Origin of the sequence: Chondromyces crocatus, from assembly GCF_001189295.1 — a bacterium.
GTDB lineage: Bacteria > Myxococcota_A > Polyangia > Polyangiales > Polyangiaceae > Chondromyces > Chondromyces crocatus.
On the sequence record NZ_CP012159.1, the window covers coordinates 10,945,243 to 10,966,616 of the forward strand.

Below are 21,374 nucleotides of genomic sequence, written 5' to 3' on the forward strand. Positions count from 1 at the left end.
ACTTCATAACGTGTCACCGGAGCCCCTCCTGTTCATGCCCGTCTCCGGGCGCCCCCGAGCCTGCTCTCGGACACGAAAGGCCAGCGGCAGGACACGCCCTGCCGACCCACCGTGCCTCGACGCTCGGAGCGGTGTCTGCGGGAGCTGCGTGCAACGCCTGGTCTGGACGCACGCGGCCAGCTCGCGAGCTGTCAGCGAGGCGCTCCCCTCCCACGCATCTGCCATCCCCCCCGGCATGGCTGGATGGTACGGGAGGACGGTGGCGCGCTGTCAAGCACGAGCTGGGCGGCGCTTTTCGTTCCACCGTCGGCCCCCGATGGCGCCACCCGTGATGGCCCCCCCTCGGGTCGCCACCGTGGTGTGCCGGCCGCTCAGAAGCGGGGCAGCGACAGGAGGTTGTTGGTCAATTTGCCATCGGCCTTCGTGCGAAGGTACGAGTCGTCCACGACCACGACAGGAACAATCTTCTCGCCATCCTTCACGTTGACGACGACCTTGTTCTTTTTGATCAAGTCGACCATTTCTTTCACGGTATTGCTGCCAATTTTTCCGTTCTCATCGCGCCATTTGACGTCACTGATGTGCTCGTGTTCGGTTCCCTTGGCCATGCGAACGTGGGTGATGAAAATCATGATGAGCCCATTTCCTCTGGAAAGTGAGGCCGCTGAATGCGACTTCGATACTCCGGATGGCTCCTACAACAGACATGCCAACCAGGCATGACCCTGAACACCGTAGAATCTCGACCTCTATGGTCACCCACTCGCGCCAACCATGACCGAACGACGGCCAATCGTGGCCCATGCCATGAGAGACCGAGCGCGAGGCCAGGCGTGCTGTTCAATGCGCGCTTCGGCTCCCCGGCCAAGCTGACGTGAGCACGATTCGCTGGACCCGGCACGCCGTCGCCGATCTCCTGGCCATTGGCGATGACATCGCCCGCGGCAACTCCGCAGCAGCTCGCGCCGGGGTCGAGCGTCTCGGAGCATGCGCCCAGGCCGCCGCAGAAGCACCGCGCGCAGGTCGGGTCGTGCCTGAGGTCGCGCAATGACGTCCGATCCCGAACGTCACCTCGGGCGTGACCTGGCTCTGGCTCCTCGAAAGGACCGCTGAGGGGTCCCGCCCTGCCGTCAGGTGCCCTTGCAACCCTTCCTGGCGACCAGCGCCACCGAAGCGAGTTCACCAGGGAATGCAACGACGATGGCGCGTGACGGCTGACGCCTACTCTTCCTCCTGCTCCGAGAGATCGTCGCCCTCCACGGCCTCCGTGCGTCTTTGCTCGATCCGATCGTAGACCGCGATGACGTGCTTTGCGCCGTAGTTTCCCTTCCCGAACAGGTCATCGCAGATGAAGGAAGCCAATCTCAGGACGTCGTTCACGTAGAGCGCGCCGTCCATCAGTTCCGGCTCGATGACGGTCTCGGAGGACTCCTCCATCTGTGCGACACGGGCGTGGAATCTCGAACTCTTCATACGAGGGGCGGAACTGCAGGAACCATGCTCATCGCGGCACGGCCTCTGTCGCGCTTCGCTCTTGCTCTGTGGCCATGCTTGGCCGAGCAGAGGACAGAAGTGGCCCGTATCGTGGCCACGACGTGCCGTATCGAGTGAGCGCGAGCCGGATGACGTCAATCCGTCAGTGGTCGACCTGCTCGCGCTCCCTGGCCGCGGCATTCAGGGCTCGCTGGCCGTTTGGTCCTATCCCAGGGGGATGAGACAACGAGAGCCAGAGCCCTGCTCTACGTCTCACTCCCTTCCTGCGAGGCGACACGTGATCTCTCCCAGGTTCAGCGCGACGTCCTCCAGGACGACACCGCTGTCCTCCAGGACGACATCCCACCTCCCCGAGGTCCACCTCGACGTCCTCCAGGACGACATCCTTCTCCTCCAGGTCGGCATCGCTGTCCTCCAGGACGACCCCCCATCTCTCCGAGGACTACCTCGACGTCCTGGAGGACAGCGCTTTTCTCCTCCAGGACGACATCGTTGTCCTCCAGGATGACGTGCCATCTCTCCGAGGTTCAGCACGACATCCTCCAGGACGACATCCTTCTCCTACAGGTCGGCATCGTCATCCTCCAGGAGAAGGGGTGACCTCCTCCAGGAGATGGGGGGCATCTCCTCCAGGAGATGGGGGGTATCTCCTGGAGGAGATGGGTTAACTCCTCGAAATCTCTTGGGCAGGGCACTTCAATGGCGTGGCATGACCATTGCGCTGTCATTCGGCAACCAGAGGCCGTGCCATCGCCCACGCTCCAGCACCTACCCGCTCGGTGGTGTGACTTCAGATTCTTTTGTGAGCCCAGCTCTCACCAAAATGACGGCACTACGCTGGAAAGTTGCGGCGTCTATTGACGGTTCTCACCGTCGTGGTCATCCTTTCCCGCGTACACTTCAACACTGTCGTTGAGTGTGCGCTTGAACCCACACGCGCCCTTCGGGGTGCACCTGGTCGCGTTCGATGGCGATCGCGACCGATCACAATGAGGAAACCGTCATGGCGAAGTTATCTCAGCCGTACGCCGGGCCGTTGTCGCACGACATCACTGCGCTCGCGCCCATTCTCGTCGATCTCGCTCCCGGTTCATTGCGCGGGCTGCGCGCAGAGCAGCCGGGTCTCCACGAGGTGCTCGCGGAGCTGACCAAGAGCCTCCCGATCTTCGGGGACGCAGCAGGGGTCGGTCCACAGCTTCACCAGGAGCTGACGACCTGCAACGACAATCTCGCCAGGATTCGCGCGGCGCAATCGGTGGTGGCCAAGTGGCGCGAGGTGCTCGACGAGAGCTACGCCTACTATGCCCACGAGCGTGAGGTCGTCATCGGTCAGGTCGCGGATGCCGTGAAGTCATCCGCGCGCCGGAAGGATACATCGCTGCTGGCGCCCTTCGAGAAGACGGTCGCCTACAACTCGCAGGTGGGCCTCCGGGCGGCGAAGACGCGCAAGAAGAACGCAGACGCCGCAATCGCGGACGGCGCGTCCGAGGAGTAGCGCGCACCGCGGCATTCGCGTGACGGCATGGCCGCCTGGTTGTGGCCATTCCTCACAATGAATCCGCTGTGATGGGGGCGTCGCTGGCAGCGCTGCGGCATTGAGGTGTCGTTGCCGGCGATGATTCTTCACTGCATTGGCGTCAGCCGGCGACGTTCCCCGTCCTGCCCACTTCCTGTTCCCTCCTCACCATCCCATCCCATCTCGACCGTCGCAGCACGGTTCGGTGATTCCTGTGGCCAATGGCGGCACCTCTCCCAGGGCCTGCCCTCATGGCTCCCCGGCGAATCACTCCCGCCTTCCGCGATGAGAACGCTGCCCTGAGGACGCGGCTCTCACCGCCTCCGGCGAATCACCTTCCCCGCCGGATCACCCGCCACAATTTCCGCCCCAGCACATCCGGCGTCACGGGCGCGCGCGCCACATCCGCGGCGCCAGCCGCCACCAGCGACGCCATCCGGTCCGCCCCCAGGCCCGACGCGCACACCACCGCGCGAATCCTCGGTGCGACGTTCGCCAGGTTCCGCAAGAAGGTGCAGGCCGCCTCGACGTCGGCGCCCGCATCGAGGAGCACCACGGTGCACAGGCTCTCGGCCAGCGCGATCAGGTTCGGCAGGGGGTGGGTCCGCAGGCCCTGGGCATCGAGGCCGGTGGTGCACCCCTCGTCGATCACGTGCGCGCTCGCCGGGCCCAGGCGCACCAGGGCGACGGCGCTGGTCTCGCCGGGCGCGAGCGAGCCGTCATCCGCGGCATGCACGGGTGCCGTGGAGACCCGCGGGCGCTGCCCTTCGGAGAGCGCTGCTGCACCCGACGACCCGGTGACCGGCGTCCCAGCACCTCCAGCAGGCGCGCCAGCAACCGGTGTCATCGGGCCGCCTTCCCACTTCGGCGCGCGGGCTTCGCGTGAGCCGGGGACGAGGGCCTCCTTGCGGTCGGGCAAGCGCGCGGTGGTCGCGGTGGTGGACATGGCCTCGGCGAGGCGGGCGCTGGCCTCGGCGGCGGTCTGCGGGCGGCGGTCGGGGTGCTTGGCGAGCAGGTCGAGGCGCAGTCGCTCGAGGAGCGCTGGCACCCGCTCGGCGCCGGCGGGGCGCTCCAGGGGCGGCGGGACGGTGAACAAGTGCTTGGTGAAGATCTCGACGGGGGCGCCGCTGCTGAACGGGGGCCGGCGCTGGAGGAGCACGGTCAGGATGCAGCCGATGGCGTAGAGATCCGTGCTCGGGCCGACCTGCAAGGAGCGGCACTGCTCGGGGCTCATGTACTCCGGGGTGCCGGCGATCATGTCGCGCTTGGTGAGGGTCGGGCCGTCGTCGTGCGGGTCGTCGAGGTGGGCGAGGCCGAAGTCGGTGACCTTGGCGATGCGCTGGTCGCCGATGCGGGTGAGCAGGATGTTGTCGGGCTTGAGGTCGCGGTGGACGATGCCGTGGTCGTGGGCGGCCTGGAGGGCGTCGAGGATCATCGCGAGGAGGGTCACGGCCTCGTCGAGGGGCGGTGGCTCGGGGAGCGCGCGGATCCAGGCGCCGAGGGTGCTGCCTTCGACGTACTCCATGACGAGGTAGGCGATGCCTTCGTCTTCGTCGGCGTCGAGGACCTGGACGACGTTGGGGTGGCGGAGCAAGGAGGCGGCGCGGGCTTCGCGGAGGAAGCGGCGGCGGTCCTCGGTGCTGGCCGCGAGGTGGGCGTGCATCATCTTGATGGCCACCGGGGTGCCCATGCGGAGGTGCTCGGCGCGGTAGACGCGGCCCATGCCGCCGACGCCGAGGATGTCGAGGAGGCGGTAGCGGCCGGAGAGGACACGGCCAGGGGCGGGGGGGATGGAGTCGCGCTGGTTGGAGCGGAGGGTGGCGCCGGTCGCAGGGAGTGCTTCGGGGGTGGTGGGCACCGCGGCCGGAAGCGGGAGGCGGCGCAGGACGGTCATGCCGCCGCCCGGTGCTGGGGTGGGGCCCGCAGGCGGTGGGGTCGAGGCGATGGTGGGGCCGAAGGCGTCGGTGGGGATGGCGGGGAGCGAGGGGTAGACGTCGTCGGCCTCTTGCTGCCACGCGCTGGGGAGGGCCGGGGGAGGGCCGGAGCGGCGTTGCTGGACGGGCGGTGGCAGGGGGGAGCGGAGCTGGGTGGCCTCGGGTTCGAGGGCGAGGTCGGCGTCGTGAGCGTGCTGGATCGTGGGCTCGCGCGGCGCGGGCGGCGCGGGCGGCGCGGGCGGCGCGGGCGGCGCGGGCGGCGCGGGCGGCGCGGGCGGCGGGTGGGGGCCGCGAAGGAAGGTGGCAGGCGCGGGCGGCGTGGGGCGCGGGTGAGGCGCCGGGCCGGGAGGCACCGCGAGAGGGCGCGCGGGGGCGCGCTGGAGGGTCGCAGGCGCGGGGCGGTCACCGCTGTCGGGGGGCGCGTCGTCGTCCGGCGGAGGGGTCATGGGGCGCGCTGGCGGAGGCCGAGGGTGAGCTGGCCGGTGAAGAGGCCCTGGCCTTCGTCGATTCCCTGGCCGAGGCGGACGGTGGCGCCGACGAAGGCGGGGCCGCCTGCTTCGAGGCCGAGGCCAAAGCCGACGCGCACGGCGTCGCCCTGGAGGAGGTGGGCGTCGACGGCGCTGTGGAGGCGGAGCCAGGAGATGGGCTCGTAGGTGGCGCCAGCGAGGAGGAAGCCGTGGATGGAGGGGATGGTGGCGGTGTCGTCGGTCTGGAGGCGGAGGCGGAGGCCAGCATTGGCGAGCCAGGAGAACTGGCCGAGGGCACCTGCGGCGGCGAGGGAGGGTTCGAGGCGGGTGGCCGGGCCGGCGTCGGTCAAGGGGAAGCCGACGCGCACGGCAGGGGCGAGCTCGAACGATGAGCCTTCGAGGCGGACGACGCGCATGCGGACGCCAGCCCAGCCGTTGCTGCCGAGGGTGCTGTCGCCGATGGCGGTGGAGCGGAGGGCAGCGTCGAAGCCGACGGGGCCGAAGGAGCCGGTGACGCGGGCCTGGCCCTGGCCGACCCATCCCGCGTCCGTGCGGCCGATGGCGGCGCCAGCCGCGGCGGCATTCGGAAGGGTCGGGGGGAGCCAGAGGGTGTCGAGCACGGGGGAGACGCCGAGCATGGGCATCCAGGCGCCGAGCACGGGCGGCGGGGGCTCGCGCTTCGGGACCGGGGGGGGCGGGGGCTCGGGTCGGGCCAGGGGTTCGACGTGGGTGGTGCCGAGGAGGGCACCGCGGTCGTCGATGACGTCGATGCGGACGGGCGCGGCGAGCGACGCCGGCAAGGGAAGGGTCGCCGTGAACGTGGCGACGTCGGCCGCGCGCGAGGTCGGGTCCAGCGGGAGGGTGCGCACGCCATCCGGCATGTGGACGCGAAGCTGCGGGGCGACGCGGGTGGGGACGTCGAGGCCGCTGGCGCCCGTGAGACGCACCAGGATCTGGAGGGGGACGCCTGGGGTCGCCTGGGGCGCGTCGATGGTGGCGGTGACCGGGCGATAGACGAGGCGAATGGTGGTGGGCTCGGCCGGGGAGGCGTCCGAGGCGCCGCCACGCGCGCGGAGGTGAATGACCTCAGGCTGTCGCTGTTTGAGATCGAGGCGCTCGACGAGGGGGCCATAGGGGCCATCGTCGAGCGCCATTTCGAGGGCATTCGAGGGGCCGAGGCGGAGCACGCCATACGGGCTGGCCTCGATCTGGCGGGGGCCGATCTGGCCGCCTTGCTGGGTGGCCTGGAGGAGGTGGCCGACGCGGGTGGCGGCAATGCCGAGGTATTCTTCCTGGTCAATGGCGCGGACGCGGAGGTGATAAGCGCCGAGCGGGAGGCGCTCGCCGCGGAAGGCGAGGACGTCGGCGGCGACCTCTTCGCGGGCCACGAGGTCATTGAAATCGGGGTCGCGGGCAATCTCGACGCGGTATGCGGTGGCGCGCGGGACGGGCTTCCAGGAGGCGGTGAAGACGCCGGCGTCGCCCTCGGTGAGGAAGATGTCCGGGCCCTGGCCGGTGGCCCAGGCGGGCGCAGGCGGGAGGGGGCGCGGAGGCGCGGGCGGGGTGGCGGGGGTGAAGCGGGTGCCGTGGTTGCGCGGGACCTCCACCGTGCGGCCGGAGGCGCTGACGCCGGCCTTGCCGTCGAAGACGGCGACGGTGGTGCGCTCGCCCTTGCGCTGCACGACGGTGTCGCGCGAGCTGGCGCTGATGCGTCCGCCGCCCTTGATGTCGACCTCGACCGTGGCGAGAGGGGTCCGGTCGGACGCGCGGCCCGAGGCGCCGGCGCCACCGCGGAGCGCGGAGAGGGCGGCCTTCACTTCGCCGTCTTCGAGCTCGACGGCGGCGGGCGGGGCGCGGGAGACGCGCGAGCGGCTGGCGGTGCCGTAGATGACCACCAGGGTGCGCGGGGAAAGGACGAGGCGGGTGCGATCGATGAACTCGATGTCGGCGCGGCCCGCGTCGAGGGTGTTCACGCTGGCGTTGGAGCCGAGGGGCATGCCGGGCGCCGCGGTGACCCAGGCGCCGCCTGGCGGCTTGGCCTTGACCTCGGGGTAGGCGCCCTTGATGCGGGCGTCCGGGATGCTGGTGACCGTGGCCGGCAGGACGAGCGTCAGGCCCTCGGGGAGCGGGGTCGCAGGTCCGCAGCCGATACGGTTATAACGGTGCAAGAGGGCGACGTGCTTGGCAGAGCCATAGACGACCTTGGCGATATCGTCACAGGTCTCGCCCTTCTGGACGCCCCATTGGATGACGGGTTCGGGATAACCGGCCGTGGGCTCCGCCGCAGACGCAGCGGTGGCGTGGCCCAGCAAGGCGGCAGCGGCGAGCGCAGTCGATACGCCTCTCGGTGAAGCCACGGAAGCGTGGAAACTATCGGATCGAGATGAGCATTGCAAGGCAGGGGCGGATGACCTACGAAAGAGCCATGGCGCATTGGCCGGCCCGCGTAAAATGCGTGGCAGCGTGCGCGGCAGCGATGCTCGGCGGCGCGACGGCGCACGGGCAAGAGTCCACGGCGCTCGATCGCTTCGACCCCGCTCCCGCAGGCGATGCATTCTTCACGGTGCCCTCCGCTGGGGTGCCAGGGCACCTCCAGGCCGCGGGCGCTGCAGCGATAAGCTATGCGCACCAACCGCTTTCGCTTCGACGTGAAAGCGATGAGGAAGCGCTTTCGTGGGTGAGCCGGCAGCTCGTGCTGCACGCGCTGGCGAGCGTGGAGCTGTTCGAGCGGGTGAAGGTGGATCTGGATCTGCCGTTGCTGCTCGAGCAGGGTGGGACGTCGGGTGAACTCGGCGGGCGCTCGGTGGTGGCGCCTTCAGGGGCGAGCGTGGGGGATCTGCGGGTGGGGGCGCGGGTCGCGCTGCTCGCTCAGGAGGGTGGCTATCCGGCGGCGGCGCTGCGTTTGTCGGTATGGCTCCCGACGGCCGGTGGTCGGGCATTCGCCGGCGCCGATTCTGCGCGCTTTGCTCCAGCGCTGGTGGTGGGGGGCGACCACACGCGCTGGCTGTGGTCGGTGACGGTCGGTGGGCGGCTCTCGCCGCGCTCCGAGAACAGTTTGACGGGGAGCGAGACGTTCGGGGGGGCAGCGGCCGCGCTCCGGTTCGGTGGGCTGCAGGTGGGGCCAGAGATCCTGGTGGCGGCCAGCACGGGGAGCCTGGCCGATGGGCAGGTGCGGCAAGGGTTCAGCGCAGAGGCGTTGCTGGGGGCACGCTACACGGTGGGTCCGGTGACGTTCGGCGCGGGGGGTGGACCAGGCCTGGGGCGCACACCAGGGACGCCCGCGTTCCGGGTGTTCGGCGCGATCAGCGTGGCGGGGGAGCTGCTGGGTGGCGGGAAGGCGGACGGCGCGCTGGCGCACGGGTCGGCGGGTCGACCGGAGGAGGGGAAGGGGCGCGCGGACGAGCAGCGGAAGGGGTCGACAGGCGGCGAGGGGGCCGCGAGCGCAGGGCAGGATCAGGACGGCGACGGGGTGATGGACGCGGACGACGTGTGCCCGACGCAGGTGGGCGTGGATCAGCCGCCGCGGCGGGGTTGTCCGCCCGATCAGGACGGCGATGGGATCGCGGATGCCGACGATCGCTGTCCGACGGAGGCCGGCGTGGCGAGCACGGAGGAGGCGCGCCACGGTTGTCCACCCGACAGCGATGGCGACGGGATCGTGGACGCGCTCGATGCCTGCCCCGCCGAGCGCGGCGAGGCGACGCAAGATCCGCAGACGAACGGGTGCCCGCGCGCGGTGCGGGTGGAGTCGTCGCAGATCGTGATCTTGCAGCAGGTGAACTTCGCGACGGGGAAGGCCGACATCCTGCAAGAGAGCTTCGATGTGCTGGAGCAGGTGGCGCGGGCGCTGGGGGAGCACCCGGAGATCGCGCGGGTGGCGGTGGACGGGCACACGGACGCGCAGGGGGCCGAGAAGCCGAACCTGGATCTGTCACGGCGTCGGGCGCTCTCGGTGGTGACGTGGTTGATCGAGCACGGGGTGGACGCGCGGCGGCTGGAGGCACGCGGGTTCGGGCCGAGGCGGCCCATCGCCGACAACGCGACGGCGGGAGGGCGGGCGAAGAACCGGCGGGTGGAGTTCCAGATCCGGCGGAGGACGACCGAAGGCGCCGCCGGGTGGCGTGACGGGCCCGTGGAGGACTGAAGGGCCGAGCGTGGGGCGGTGGGTGGATGCCCTGCGCCGTGCGTCGGGTCAGGAGGGGTCGGGGGCTCGCTCTCGTCGGGTCCCGCCGTCGCGGTCGTCGTCGTTGCAGGGGGCGACGTCGTCAGGGGCGAGGTTGGAGACGATGGCGACGAGCTCGGCAGGTTCGATGGGCTTCGCCATGTGGGCGTGGAAGCCGGCATCGAGGGCGCGGCGCTGGTCCTCGGCGCGGACGAAGGCGGTCATGGCGAGGGCCGGGATGTCGCGCACGGCGGCGCGCTCGTCGGCGCGGACCTCGCGGATGAGGGTGTAGCCGTCCATGCCGGGCATGCCGATGTCGCTGACGAGGACGTGCGGGGGGTCGGCGCGCAAGGCCTTGAGGGCCTCGGCGCCGGAGAGCGCCGTGGTGACGGTGGCGTTCTGCTCTTCGAGGACGCGGCGGGTCAGCTCCAGGGCGTCGGGCTCGTCGTCGACGATGAGCACCTTGACGCCTTCGAGGCTGGTGCGCTCACCGCGCGGGCGCGGGGGGCGGACGCTGTGGGGGGACGACAGGGGCGCGATGACCTCGCAGGGAAGCTCGACCTTGAAGGTGGCTCCCTGGCCGTCGCCGTTGCTCTCGGCGCGGACACGGCCGCCGTGGCGCTCGACGAGGTGCTTGACGATGGAGAGGCCGAGGCCGAGGCCGCCGTGGCGACGCGCGGTCGAGGAGTCGGCCTGGCGGAAGCGGTCGAAGATGTGAGGGAGGATCTCGGGCGCGATGCCCTGGCCGGTGTCGCGGACGAGCAGCTCGACCCAGGCGCCGGTGCGTTCGAGGACGAGGTCGACGAGTCCGCCGCGGGGCGTGAACTTGATGGCGTTGGAGACGAGGTTGACGACGACCTGCTGGAGGCGGTTGGCGTCTCCCTGGACGGGGACGTCCATGGGCTCGATGCGCGCGCGCAGGGTGATGCCCTTGGCCGCGGCGGGGGCGCGGAGGTCGTCGAGCGCGGCGTGGACGACGGCTTCGAGGTCGATGGAGAGGACTTCGACGTGGAGCTTGCCGGTGACGATGCGGCTGACGTCGAGGAGGTCGGAGACGAGCTGCGCCTGCATGCGGGCGTTGCGCTCGATGACCTCGAGGCCCTTGTCGATCTGCTCGGGGAGGCGGGTGGGGCGCCGGAGGAGTTGGGCCCAGCCGAGGATGGCGTTGAGGGGGGTGCGCAGCTCGTGGGAGACGACGGCGACGAGCTCGTCCTTGGTGCGGCTGGCGCGCTCGGCTTCGGCGCGCGCGGCGCGCTCGCTCTCGAGGAGGACCTCGCGCTCCAGCTCGCTCTGCTTCTGCTCGGTGATGTCGATGACGGTGCCGGTGGCGGTGACGGGGCGCCCGCCGTCGCCAGTGAGGACCTGGCCACGGTTGCGGATCCAGCGGACGGCGCCGTCGGGGCGGATGATGCGGTGGACGATCTCGTAGACGCCGCACTCGCGCAGGGCGCGGTCCCAGGTGGCCTGCGCGGCGGCAAGGTCGTCGGGGTGGGTGCTGGAGAAGACCTCGAAGACGGTGGAGGCGGTGTCCTCGGCGGGAAGGCCGAGGATGCGGTTGAAGCCGGCGTCGCGGTTGTCGATGCCGCGCACGAGGTCGATGCGCCAGGTGCCGAACTCGGCGGCGTCGACGGCCTCCCGGAGGCGCTCCTTGGCGTCGCGCAGCTCGGCCTCGGCTTCCTTCCAGGAGTTGATGTCGATGATGGAGCCGATGAAGCCGAGGAACTCGCCACTGGAGCCGAAGCGGGGTCGCCCGGCGTCGATGGCCCAGCGGTAGCGGCCGTCCTTGCAGCGCAGGCGGTAGTCGATGGTGAAGGGGACCCGGCGCTCGGCGGCGAGGAGGAAGGCCTCCGAGGCCTTCGCGCGCTCGTCGGGGTGGATGGCGTCCAGCCAGCCGAAGCCGAGGCCGGCGTCCTCGGTCTGGCCCGTGAACTCGTACCAGCCGCGGCTCATGTAGACGCACTTGCTGTCGGGCCGGGTGATCCAGAGCATGGCCGGCGCGTCGTCGGCGACGGCGCGGAAGTGGATCTCTCCTTGCTGATCCTCGCGCTGCTGCTGTGCGATCCGGTCTCTCTCGACGGTGACGGCGGCGTGAGCGCGGGCGGTGTCGAGGAGGACATCCACCCGGGCGTGCAGCTCGGCGGCGGACAGGGGCGCCACCACGGCGTCGTTGGCGCCAGCGCGGAGGGCCTCCAGGCGCAGCGCGTCCGCGCCCGGCGAGAGGAGGACGAGGAGGGGCAAGGTGGCGCGGTCGCGCGAGGCGCGGACGCGCTGGCAAAGGGTGACGATGGAGGGGTCGGGCGCGTCGGCGTGGACGATGAGGCGGGCGGGTGCCTCGTCCCGCTCGAGCAGCTGGAGCGCACGCCGAGCGTCGTGGAGCACCTCGAAGCCGTGCTCCGCGGTCAACAGATCACGGACGAGAAGCGCATGCTCTGGGCTGTCTACGATGAGCCACACGAAGCCCTCGTCAGTGCCTGGGTCTCGTGGTCCGACCAGGTTCAGAAGTGGCCTTGCATGACGAGCCCGGCTGTCCCGGGCCCGACGGAGGGCGCCACCCAGATCGCGCGGTCGTCTTCTCGCTTGCGGTCACGCTCGACCTGGCTGTCACGGGGCCAGATGGCGTACGCGACGGTGAGCGCCCCTGCGACCCAGGCGCCCGCAAAGCTGACGAGGCCCAGCGTCCTGAAGGTGCTCTGTTCGCTGGTGGCCACGGGCGGTGCGCCGCCCGCCGCAGCGGTGCCGGGCTTGCCGAGGGTGAGGAAGATCATCGAGCCACCGAGGAAGGCGGCCGTGATTCCGGAGCCAACGGCGATCGTCTTCCAGCTCGGTCCAGGCTCGGCGCTGTCTCCCGAAGAGGACGACGACGCGGAAGGCGAGCCGGAGACCGCGATGTCGGCGTCCACGGTCGCCGCCGTCTGCTGGGCCGACGCTTCGGCAGCGACGGCTGCGCCAGCTGCCGTGCCCTCTTCGCGGGTCGTAGCAGCGGCCGGCTCCTGCGCTGACGTGGGCGGCGGCGTCTGCGCTGGCGTCGCCACCTGCGCAGGTGGGGCCGGTTGCGCGGGCGCTGTCGGGGGCTTCTGCGCCAGCGCTCCCCCGCTCACCGTGAGTCCTGCGACCAGCGCCGCGGCGAGAAGGCCTTTCCCCGTTCGCTGCATCCGGACTCTGTAGCGAAATCGCTTGTCGATGTCGAGAATCGCCCCCTTCACGCGTGCCTCGGACAGGGGGAGATCAGCGGAGAAGGAAGAGGGGTCACCACCTGACGTCCGGGTCGTTTCCCGAGGCGGCAGTCGCTCGATCCGTTAGGTTCGGCGCATGGCGTGGCGCACCTCCCTCAGGACCAAGGCGGCCGTTCTGTTCACGGTGATGACGCTCTTGCCGGTGATCGCTGCGGTGGTGTTGCTCATCGAGATCAGCCGGCGGCCAGTGCAGACGGCAGAGGAGATGCTGCAGTCGGCGATGGTGGCCGAGGTGGAAGGCGCGGCCGCTCGCCTGGTGCGCGACGTGGAGAGCGACGCGCGGGTGGCGGCAGCCCTCTTCGCGAGCGCCGCCGACGGTGTGACGCGCGACGAGGACGCAATCACGCAGGTGCGCGCGCTGCTCGGGACGCGGGCGCTCACCGCCGCGGTGAGGCTCGAGGTCCCGGCGGCCGGGATCCACACCGTCATCCGGAAAGCGGGCGCGACGGTGGAGCCCCCGGGGAGCACACCAGCGCTCCGCGCCGAAGCCGACGAGCAGGAGGCCACGTTCGGGCTGACAGGACCCGGGCAAGGGGTGGTGGTGGTGCGGGTGCCGGCACGTGGGGCAGATCGCCCCGCCGGCTACGTGGTCGCGGCGGTGCCGCTCGACATGCTGGTGGAAGATCTGCGCGGGATCGTGGCGCGCCGGTTCGGGGAGCAGGGCGGGAGCCTGGTGGTCGCGGCCGAGGATCGGACGGCCGTGGTCGCGGTGGGGGCGGCCGGCATCACGCAGGGGAGTGACGTGGCGCGCCTGCCCATGTTCGGGACGCTCGGCACCGACGTGGCGTGGAACAAGAGCGTCGCAGCGGTCAGTCAGTACGAGATCGATGGTCGCGCCGTGGTGGGCGCAATCCAGATCATCCCGGACTTTCGCTGGGCCGTGCTGATCTGGAGGCCGCGCGCAGAAGCGTTCGCGGCGATCCTCGACATGCAGCGAGGCGGGCTCGCGGTCGCGCTGGTGGGCGCGGTCCTGGCGATCATCGTGGGCGTCTCCGTGGGTCGGCGGTTGACGCGACCCATCCTCGACCTGGTGACGCAAGCCCGGCTCATCGGCGAGCGGCGCTGGCGCGAGCTGGGCCTGGGAGCCAGTGCCGAAGCGAGCGCGCCGGAAGGATCGGGCGCGGAGAGCAACGCGAAGGACGCCGCCGAACAGGTGATGTCTGCACCGTCAGGCACCGAGACGCCAGCACGCGCGCTCGCGGACATGGGCACGTCGCGGAGGAACGACGAGCTGGGCGAGCTGGCCACGGCGATCGGTCGGATGGCGCACGACCTGGAGGCTGGCGAGGCGGAGATCAGCCGGCAGGCGCGGCTGCGAGGGGATCTGGGGCGCTTCATGGACCGAGCGATCGTGGAGGCGATCGTGCGCGGAGAGCATCCGCTGTCGCTGGGAGGACAGCGTGCGACGGTGACGGTGCTGTTCGCCGACGTGGTGGGCTTCACGCCGCTGGCGGAGGCGGGCAACGCCGAGCGGATCGTGGGGTTGCTGAACGAGCTGTTCTCCATGCTGACGGAGATCGTGTTTCGACACGGTGGCACCGTGGACAAATTCATCGGCGACTGCATCATGGCCGTCTGGGGTGCGCCGGTGCCGCAAGAGGATCACGCGGCGCGCGCGCTCGCCGCCGCGGAGGACATGATGCGCTTCCTCGAGGCCGCGAACGATGACTGGCGGCAGCGCTACGATGTGGAGATCCGCCTCGGGATCGGGATCAACTCCGGAGAGGCCATCGCCGGGAACATCGGCTCCGACAAACGGATGGAATATACCGTCATCGGCGACGTCGTGAACGTCGCGGCGCGCCTCGAGTCGATCGCCACGCCGAACCAGGTGCTCGTGGCCGAGGCGACACGGGATTACGCGAAGGACGCCTTCCCGCTGAGCTACCTGGGAGAAGAAAGCCTGACGGGGCGCAAAGGGAAAACCCGCGTGTACGCGCTCGACGCGGGCTGACGTGCGGCGGTGAGGACGCGCGCGCGGAGGTTGTACTACGATGCGCCCCATGCCGTTTTCCCGGTCCCTGGGCTCTACCGACACCGTCGCTGTCACGGAGCCCCGGATGCAACCAGAGATCCTCCGCGTGCCCCGGCTGGAGCTGTGCGTGGAGCGCGAGGGGGGTAAGCCGACCCGCCGGGCGATGGTGCTCGACAGCGATTTCGTGCGCGTGGGGGCCCACCCGAGCAACGACCTGGTGCTGTCCGATCGCCTGGTGTCCCGCTTCCACTGCATCCTGGAGCGGTCGGCGCAGGGTTTCCGGGTCACGGACGTGGGGTCACTGAACGGGATCTGGATCGGCGGCGCCCGGGTGAGGGACGCAGACATCCGGCCGGAGTGCGTGATCGAGCTGGGGGAGTCGACGATCCGGGTGCGCGATGCGAGCGCGGTGTCGGAGACGGAGCTGCCCGCGACGCTGAGCTTCGGCTCGCTCTGGGGGGCATCGCTGGCGATGCGGCGGATGTTCCACGTGCTGCAGCGGGTGGGTCAGAGTTCGTCCGATGTGCTCATCGAGGGCGAGAACGGTACGGGGAAGGAGCTGATCGCCACCGAGCTGGTGCAGCGGAGCAACCGCGCGCAGAAGCCGCTGGTGATCGTCGACTGCGGCGCGATCTCGCCGACGCTGATCGAGAGCGAGCTGTTCGGGCACGTGCGCGGCTCGTTCACGGGGGCGTCGCGCGACAGGGCGGGCGCGTTCGAGGAAGCCGACGGGGGGACGGTGTTCCTCGACGAGATCGGTGAGCTGCCGCTGGACATGCAGCCCAAGCTGCTGCGGGCCCTGGCCTCGCGCGAGGTGCGACGGGTGGGCGAGAGCCGGGCGCGCAAGGTGGACATCCGGGTGATCGCCGCGACGAACCGGCGGCTGGAGCGCGAGGTGAACAGCGGGCGGTTCCGGGAGGATCTCTACTACCGTCTGTCGGTGGTGACGGTGCGCGTGCCGCCGCTGCGCGAGCGCAAGGAAGACCTCCCCCTGCTCCTCCAGCACTTCCTGAGCGATCTCGGCGCCCCCGAGCAGATCTCGCTGTTCCCGCCGGACGTGATGGACAAGATGATGCGCTACGACTGGCCCGGGAACGTGCGCGAGCTGCGGAACCAGGTGGAACGCACCGTGGTGCTGGGCGGCGATGCGTTGCTCGCAGGGGCTGAAGCCTCGCCGACGTCGCCCGAAGGCCACCCGGGGGACGCACGGGCGGCGGAGGCCCTCGGAGCCGACATCGAGCGGCCCTTCAAGGAGGCCAAGGAGGCCATGGTCGACCGCTTCGAGCGCGAGTACCTCGTCGCGCTGCTGGCCTGGGCGAGCGGGAACGTGAGCCGCGCGGCGCGCAAGGCGGGGCTGGATCGGATGTACCTGCACCGCTTGCTCCAGCGACACGGGCTGCGGCGAGGGGCGGCGCTGGACTGAAGGCACAGCGCTTCCGTTGGCCAGCCGCGGGGGGGTTGGGCTAGCGTGCCCGCATGAGGGTGAGGCTCCCGTTCTCCGTCGCGTTGCTGGCCGCCACGCTCGTGGTGTCAGGCTGTTCCCAAGAGAAACCGTCGAGCCAGGCGGCTCCTGCGACGAGCGCGTCGGCAGCCTCGACGGCCGCATCGGCCGCATCGGCGGCATCCCCCACCTCCTCGGCGCTCACGGGGGACGCGCCCATCTTCCATCCGGAGCGGGCGAAGGAGCAGGCTCCGGAGACGTACAAGGTCAAGCTCACCACGACGAAAGGGGACGTCGTCATTCAGGTGACGCGCGCGTGGTCCCCTGGCGGCGCCGACAGGTTCTACAACCTGGTGAAGCTCGGGTTCTACGACGGGGTGCGGCTCCACCGGGCGGTGGAGGGGTTCATGGTGCAGTTCGGCGTTCACCCGAACCCGTCGGTGAACGGGGCGTGGTTCAACGCTTTCTTTCCGGACGACAAGCCGGTGAAGAGCAACAAGCGGGGGATGGTGACGTTCGCGATGGCGGGCCCCAACACGCGTACGACGCAGGTGTTCATCAACTACGCGGACAAGAACGCCCGGCTCGACAGCATGGGCTTCGCGCCGTTCGGCGAGGTGGTGGAAGGAATGAGCGTCGTCGACTCCTTCTACAAGGGGTACGGCGAGCTGGCGCCCCAGGGCAAAGGGCCGAACCCGTTCCTGATGCAGCGGGAGGGCGATGCGTACATCGAGAAGAACTTCCCGGAGCTCGACACGATCAAGTCGACCACCCTCCTCTGAGACGTGAATGAGCCGTGAAGCCATCCTGGCGACGGTGAGGTGCAACGTTCTTTCCTCGGCGTGCGTTCCAGGAGTGGAACGCAGCGTCCTGGTCGCACAGCTCACATCATGACGGGGTACTTCAGGGTCGGGCGAGCGACCCCGCTGCGGCTCCGAACAGCCCAAGGTGCTCGTCTCGCGGCGCTCCCGCGCGTCGAGAAACAGCGCATGCCGGGGACACATTGCCGGAGAATGCCCCGCCGCGAGGGTGACCCAAAAATCAAGCTCCCCGGCGCTGGTCCGCCGGAGTAGGGACGCAGGCCGCAGTATGGAGCTCAATTCCTCCCAGCGCGCGGCGGTCGAGCACGATCTGGGTCCGATGCTGGTGCTCGCCGGCGCAGGCTCCGGCAAGACCCGAGTCGTCACCGAGCGCATCGCCAGGCTCCTCCAGCGTGGCGTGTCCGCCCGCTCGATCCTGGCGATGACCTTCACCAACAAGGCATCCGCCGAGATGCACGAGCGCGTCGGAAAGCTCGTCGGCGCGAAACTCGCCCGCGAGCTGACGGTGTGCACGTTCCACCGCTTCGGGCTCGACGTCCTCGGCGCCGAGACGAAAGCGCTGGGGCTGCGGGGGAAGTCGTTCGCAATCTTCGATCAGTCGGACTGCACCGGCGTGATCCGCGAGGTGCTCCGTGAGCTGCGCTCGGGCCGCAACTACGACGTGAACGCGATCCTCGCCCGCATCTCCAACGCCAAGAACGCCTTCGTCGAGGCCGAGGCGTGGGCAGAGTCTCAGCGGAAGGGCAAGGGGCTCGACGAGTACGACGAGATCGCGATGCTCGTGTACCCGCGCTACATCGCCGCGCTGCGGGCCTTCCAGGCGTTCGATTTCGACGACCTCATCTGCGAGGTGGTGCGGCTGTGGCAGCGCCGCCCCGATGTGCTGGAGCGGTGGCGGACGCGCTACCGGTACGTGATCGTCGACGAGTACCAGGACACGAACCACGCGCAGCTCGAACTCTTGCGGCTGCTCGGGGCTCACAAGAACGTGGTGGTCGTCGGCGACGACGACCAGTCGATCTACGCCTGGCGCGGCGCGGACGTGCGCAACATCCTCGATTTCGAGGAGCACTTCACCGGCGCCAAGGTGGTGAAGCTGGAGCACAACTACAGGTCGCGCGCGCCGGTCCTCGACGTGGCGAACGCGGTGCTCGCGCGCTCGGGCGGACGGCGGCACAAGAAGTCGCTGATCGCCACCCGGATGGGCGGTGACAAGGTGCAGCTCGTGGTCTGCACCGACCCCGATGTGGAGTCGAGCTTCGTGGCGACGGAGGCCATGCGCCTCCTGGAGCGCGAGGGGGCGCGCCCCAAGGACATCGCCGTGCTCTACCGCTCGAATCTCCTCTCGGGGCCGATCGAGGCCGCGCTCAAGGAGCGGCAGATCCCGGTGCGGATGATCGGAGGGACCCAGTTCTTCGAGCGCAAGGAGGTGAAGGACCTCATTGCCTACCTGCGGGTCGCGCTGGATCCCGAAGATGAGATGTCGCTACGCCGGATCATCAACTACCCGTCGCGTGCGATCGGGGATGTGGCGGTCTCGAAGCTGGGCGCGTACGCGACGGCGCGCGAGACGAGCCTGTGGGTGGCCGTCACCAGACCCCACGCGGTGCACGAGCTGTCGACGGCGGCGATCGAGGGGTGCCGTCAGCTCGTGCGCATCATCGAGGCGACGCGTCAGCGCTTCGACCGGAAGGAGCCCAGCGCGGAGATCGCGCGGGCGCTGCTCGTCGACGCGGGCTTCAAGGAAGACATCACGGCCGGCTCCACCTCGAACAGTGTTGCCGCCCGACGGTGGGGCAACCTGGAGGGGCTGCTCAACGTGTTTGCGCGGCGCGACGATCAGGGCAAGGGAGACCGTGACCAGTTCGCGAGCTTCCTGCGGCTGCTCGCGCTGCGGCAGGACAGCGAGGAGGAAGAGGCCACCGACCGGGTGACGCTCAGCTCGATGCATGGCTCGAAGGGACTGGAGTTCCCCTACGTGTTCGTGATCGGGCTGGAGGAGGGGATCATGCCGCACCAGCGGACGCTCACCGAGCGCGCGACCGACGTGGCTCCCCCCGGTGCCGACGGCGATGTGGTCGGTCACAGCATCGAGGAAGAGCGGCGCCTGTTCTATGTGGCGGTGACGCGCGCGAAGGACCGGCTCTACATGACCTACGCGAAACACCGCGGAAGCCGTGGGAAGATGGTCGCCCGGACGCCGAGCCGGTTCCTTCTCGACGTCCCCGACGAGCTGATCGAAGAGCGCGAGGAGGAGGGTCCGCAGGCGCCGGAGCTGGACAAGACGAAGGCCGGGGCGGCAAGCGTCCTCGCGGCGCTCTCGTTCAATCCGTTCTCCGGCGGGGAAATGCCCCTGGTCCCGCGTCGGCGCCCCTGACGGCGCAACGCGCGCAGCCCCTTCAGACCCCACGCAAGCCCGGACGCCGCCCCACGCAGCGCCCGCACGCGCCCCCTCACCTCAGGCGCCTCGCCCGAGCCCCCTCACCTCACGCGCGAATGCGGGCTCGGCTCACTCGGCCGCAACAGCCCCCGCATCCACGCCGTGGACGACGTTGCCCGTGACCGCCAGCCCGGCCTTGTAGATCTCCTGGGTGCCTTTCCGGAGGACGAACTCCTGGAAGGTCTCCCCCGCGGAGCGCTGGTCCACATAGAAGCGGGCGATGGCGGCGATGAGTCCGGGCGCGTCCTCCTCGAGGATGCGGCCATCCATGCGATCACCGATCCGCGCACCGGGCCCACAGCCGCCGCCGAGCCGGAAGGAATACGCCGCACGTTCCACCCCGTCGGCTCCCTTGCTCAGCATTCCCGTCATGCCGATGTCGGCCACGTGGTGCTGACCGCAGGAGTTGGGGCAGCCGGAGATCTTGATCGAGAAGGCGCCTAGCTGCCGGATGATGTCATCCGCTTCATGCCGGCTGCTCTGCGCAACGAGGTGCTCGCGCACCTGAGCGCCCACGGACATGCTCTTCGTCACGGCCAGGGTGCAGTAATCCGCCCCGGGGCAGGCCACCACGTCCGTGATGTGATCGGCGTCCGCCTCGGCGAGGCCGATCAGACCAAGCGCGCGGTGCAGCGGGACCAGGCGCTCTTCGGGGACCCAGCGGAGCACGAAGTTCTGGGTGTTCGTGGCACGTACTTCCCCGTTGCCGTACGCACGGCAGAGCGCTGCGAGCTGACGGAGCTGCGCGCCCGTGATGTCACCGAGGGGCAGCTTGACGGTCACCACGCGGTAGCCACGCTGCTGCTGCGGGATCGTGTTGGTGCGCATCCAGCGCGCAAAGGCGGCATCGCCGAGAAGCGCCTTGTCGGGATCGAGCGGAGGGGGTGCCGCCTCGGCGTACTCCCCGAGGTACTGGCCGAGCTGTTCAGACAGCACTGCACCGCGCTCGGCCTGGATCCCGGCCAGCACCTCGTCGAGGCGACGGAAGAACTCGGCCTCGCCGACCTTGCGGATCACGAACTTGAGGCGCGCCTTCTTGCGGTTCTTTCGCTCCCCGTCCCGGAAGAACACCGCCATCACGGCCTCGCACACGGCGAGGATGTCCCGCGCTGGCACGAACTCGCGCCAGAGATGCGCGATCTCGGGTGTCGATCCCAGCCCGCCGGCCACGTACACCGCAAATCCGGGCTCCAGCTCTCCCGGCGCTTTGCTCGTCGCATCTCCTTCGGCCGAGCCCATCGTGGCGAGCAGGCCGATGTCGTTGATCATGATCTGCGCGTGGTCTCGATCGCTTCCCGAGAGACCGATCTTGAACTTTCGCGGCAGACGGAGGTTCTGCTCGTGAAAGTAGAAGTGCTGGGTGATGGCGTGCGCGTAGGGCGAGACGTCGAAGACCTCTTCTTCCACGACACCGGCCAGATGAGAGGCCGTCACGTTGCGCACCGCGTCGGCGCACGCTCCCACGCAGCTGATGCCGGCAGGGACCAGCACCCGCTGCACATCGACCGCGTCCTCCAGCTCCAGGTGATGGAGCTGGATGCACTGGCGGGTGGTCACGTGAGCGAGGCCCCGTCCCCAGCGATCCGTCACGTCGGCGAGCACGTCGAGCTGCTCGGCGGTGATGCGGCCGCCCGGGATCTTGATGCGCTGCATGTGCTTCACGTGCGCGAGCTGGGCGTACAACCCCATGCCGAGGCGCAGTGGACGGAACTGATCCGGGCTGATCTCCCCGCGCTTGAACTTGCCGATGTTCTCTTCGAGGCGGTCGATCGCGGCGTGGAAGCTCTCGGTCCGGGTCGGCATGGTGCGAAGCATATTCTTGCCTATTCCGACCGTTCAAGTGGGAGAATCGATCTACTCGCGCCAACGCCGCATTCGAGCGCCTGATTCA

The 21,374-nt window shown here is 69.8% G+C and carries 14 protein-coding genes; 7 read left to right on the top strand and 7 right to left on the bottom strand.

Annotated features, from left to right (window positions below):
• Positions 1–371: 371 nt before the first annotated feature.
• On the bottom strand, positions 372–632 hold the full coding sequence (locus CMC5_RS39890) for a DUF3892 domain-containing protein (RefSeq protein ID WP_050435319.1): 261 nt from the start codon (positions 630–632) through the stop codon (positions 372–374).
• Between the two features lie 242 nt (positions 633–874).
• Between CMC5_RS39890 and CMC5_RS49340 the strand changes: the two genes are divergently transcribed.
• On the top strand, positions 875–1,051 hold the full coding sequence (locus CMC5_RS49340; protein ID WP_082363267.1) for a type II toxin-antitoxin system RelE/ParE family toxin: 177 nt from the start codon (positions 875–877) through the stop codon (positions 1,049–1,051).
• Positions 1,052–1,221: 170 nt separating this feature from the next.
• Here CMC5_RS49340 and CMC5_RS39895 read toward each other — a convergent pair whose 3' ends face one another.
• Entirely contained in the window at positions 1,222–1,473 is a 252-nt protein-coding gene (locus CMC5_RS39895; RefSeq protein ID WP_156339232.1) for a hypothetical protein, read from the bottom strand.
• Between the two features lie 1,024 nt (positions 1,474–2,497).
• Here CMC5_RS39895 and CMC5_RS39900 point away from each other — a divergent pair.
• A complete protein-coding gene (locus CMC5_RS39900; protein WP_156339233.1) occupies positions 2,498–2,989 on the top strand; it encodes a hypothetical protein in 492 nt (163 codons plus the stop codon).
• A gap of 352 nt (positions 2,990–3,341) precedes the next feature.
• On the opposite strand, the gene CMC5_RS39905 is transcribed toward CMC5_RS39900, so the two are convergent.
• On the bottom strand, positions 3,342–5,390 hold the full coding sequence (locus CMC5_RS39905; RefSeq protein WP_050435322.1) for a serine/threonine-protein kinase: 2,049 nt from the start codon (positions 5,388–5,390) through the stop codon (positions 3,342–3,344).
• Positions 5,387–7,768, bottom strand: coding sequence for a FecR family protein (locus tag CMC5_RS39910; protein WP_156339234.1), 2,382 nt, complete (start codon positions 7,766–7,768; stop codon positions 5,387–5,389). Before CMC5_RS39910 ends, CMC5_RS39905 begins: the two co-directional genes overlap by 4 nt.
• Positions 7,769–7,866: 98 nt before the next feature.
• On the opposite strand from CMC5_RS39910, the gene CMC5_RS39915 reads away from it, so the two are divergent.
• A complete protein-coding gene (locus CMC5_RS39915; protein WP_245678136.1) occupies positions 7,867–9,555 on the top strand; it encodes an OmpA family protein in 1,689 nt (562 codons plus the stop codon).
• A gap of 48 nt (positions 9,556–9,603) precedes the next feature.
• Here the strand turns inward: CMC5_RS39915 and CMC5_RS39920 are convergent, their stop codons facing one another.
• Both CMC5_RS39920 and CMC5_RS46785 read right to left on the bottom strand, forming a co-directional pair.
• A complete protein-coding gene (locus CMC5_RS39920) occupies positions 9,604–12,027 on the bottom strand; it encodes a PAS domain-containing protein (RefSeq protein ID WP_050435324.1) in 2,424 nt (807 codons plus the stop codon).
• 41 nt (positions 12,028–12,068) lie between these two features.
• Positions 12,069–12,776: a hypothetical protein gene (locus CMC5_RS46785; protein ID WP_050435325.1), complete on the bottom strand. Its 708-nt coding sequence runs from the start codon at positions 12,774–12,776 to the stop codon at positions 12,069–12,071.
• 106 nt (positions 12,777–12,882) lie between these two features.
• On the opposite strand from CMC5_RS46785, the gene CMC5_RS43755 reads away from it, so the two are divergent.
• From CMC5_RS43755 to CMC5_RS39945, 4 genes are all read left to right on the top strand, one after another.
• Positions 12,883–14,760 carry an adenylate/guanylate cyclase domain-containing protein gene (locus CMC5_RS43755; RefSeq protein ID WP_245678138.1) on the top strand — a complete coding sequence of 626 codons (1,878 nt, stop codon included), beginning with the start codon at positions 12,883–12,885 and terminating at the stop codon, positions 14,758–14,760.
• A gap of 106 nt (positions 14,761–14,866) precedes the next feature.
• On the top strand, positions 14,867–16,204 hold the full coding sequence (locus CMC5_RS39935; RefSeq protein ID WP_245678140.1) for a sigma 54-interacting transcriptional regulator: 1,338 nt from the start codon (positions 14,867–14,869) through the stop codon (positions 16,202–16,204).
• 53 nt (positions 16,205–16,257) lie between these two features.
• Positions 16,258–17,004 (top strand): peptidylprolyl isomerase, encoded by a 747-nt coding sequence (locus CMC5_RS39940; RefSeq protein WP_082363268.1) that lies wholly within the window; start codon positions 16,258–16,260, stop codon positions 17,002–17,004.
• Positions 17,005–17,251: 247 nt separating this feature from the next.
• On the top strand, positions 17,252–19,420 hold the full coding sequence (locus CMC5_RS39945) for an ATP-dependent helicase (RefSeq protein WP_245678141.1): 2,169 nt from the start codon (positions 17,252–17,254) through the stop codon (positions 19,418–19,420).
• A gap of 132 nt (positions 19,421–19,552) precedes the next feature.
• Here CMC5_RS39945 and CMC5_RS39950 read toward each other — a convergent pair whose 3' ends face one another.
• On the bottom strand, positions 19,553–21,286 hold the full coding sequence (locus CMC5_RS39950; RefSeq protein ID WP_082363609.1) for a nitrite/sulfite reductase: 1,734 nt from the start codon (positions 21,284–21,286) through the stop codon (positions 19,553–19,555).
• Positions 21,287–21,374: the final 88 nt, after the last annotated feature.

Bases quoted from the DNA above. Each gene is read 5' to 3' on its own strand.
- CMC5_RS39890 (WP_050435319.1), bottom strand. From the start codon at position 632: ATGATTTTCATCACCCACGTTCGCATGGCCAAGGGAACCGAACACGAG.
- CMC5_RS39895 (WP_156339232.1), bottom strand. From the start codon at position 1,473: ATGAAGAGTTCGAGATTCCACGCCCGTGTCGCACAGATGGAGGAGTCC.
- CMC5_RS39900 (WP_156339233.1), top strand. From the start codon at position 2,498: ATGGCGAAGTTATCTCAGCCGTACGCCGGGCCGTTGTCGCACGACATC.
- CMC5_RS39905 (WP_050435322.1), bottom strand. From the start codon at position 5,390: ATGACCCCTCCGCCGGACGACGACGCGCCCCCCGACAGCGGTGACCGC.
- CMC5_RS43755 (WP_245678138.1), top strand. From the start codon at position 12,883: ATGGCGTGGCGCACCTCCCTCAGGACCAAGGCGGCCGTTCTGTTCACG.
- CMC5_RS39935 (WP_245678140.1), top strand. From the start codon at position 14,867: ATGCAACCAGAGATCCTCCGCGTGCCCCGGCTGGAGCTGTGCGTGGAG.
- CMC5_RS39940 (WP_082363268.1), top strand. From the start codon at position 16,258: ATGAGGGTGAGGCTCCCGTTCTCCGTCGCGTTGCTGGCCGCCACGCTC.
- CMC5_RS39950 (WP_082363609.1), bottom strand. From the start codon at position 21,286: ATGCCGACCCGGACCGAGAGCTTCCACGCCGCGATCGACCGCCTCGAA.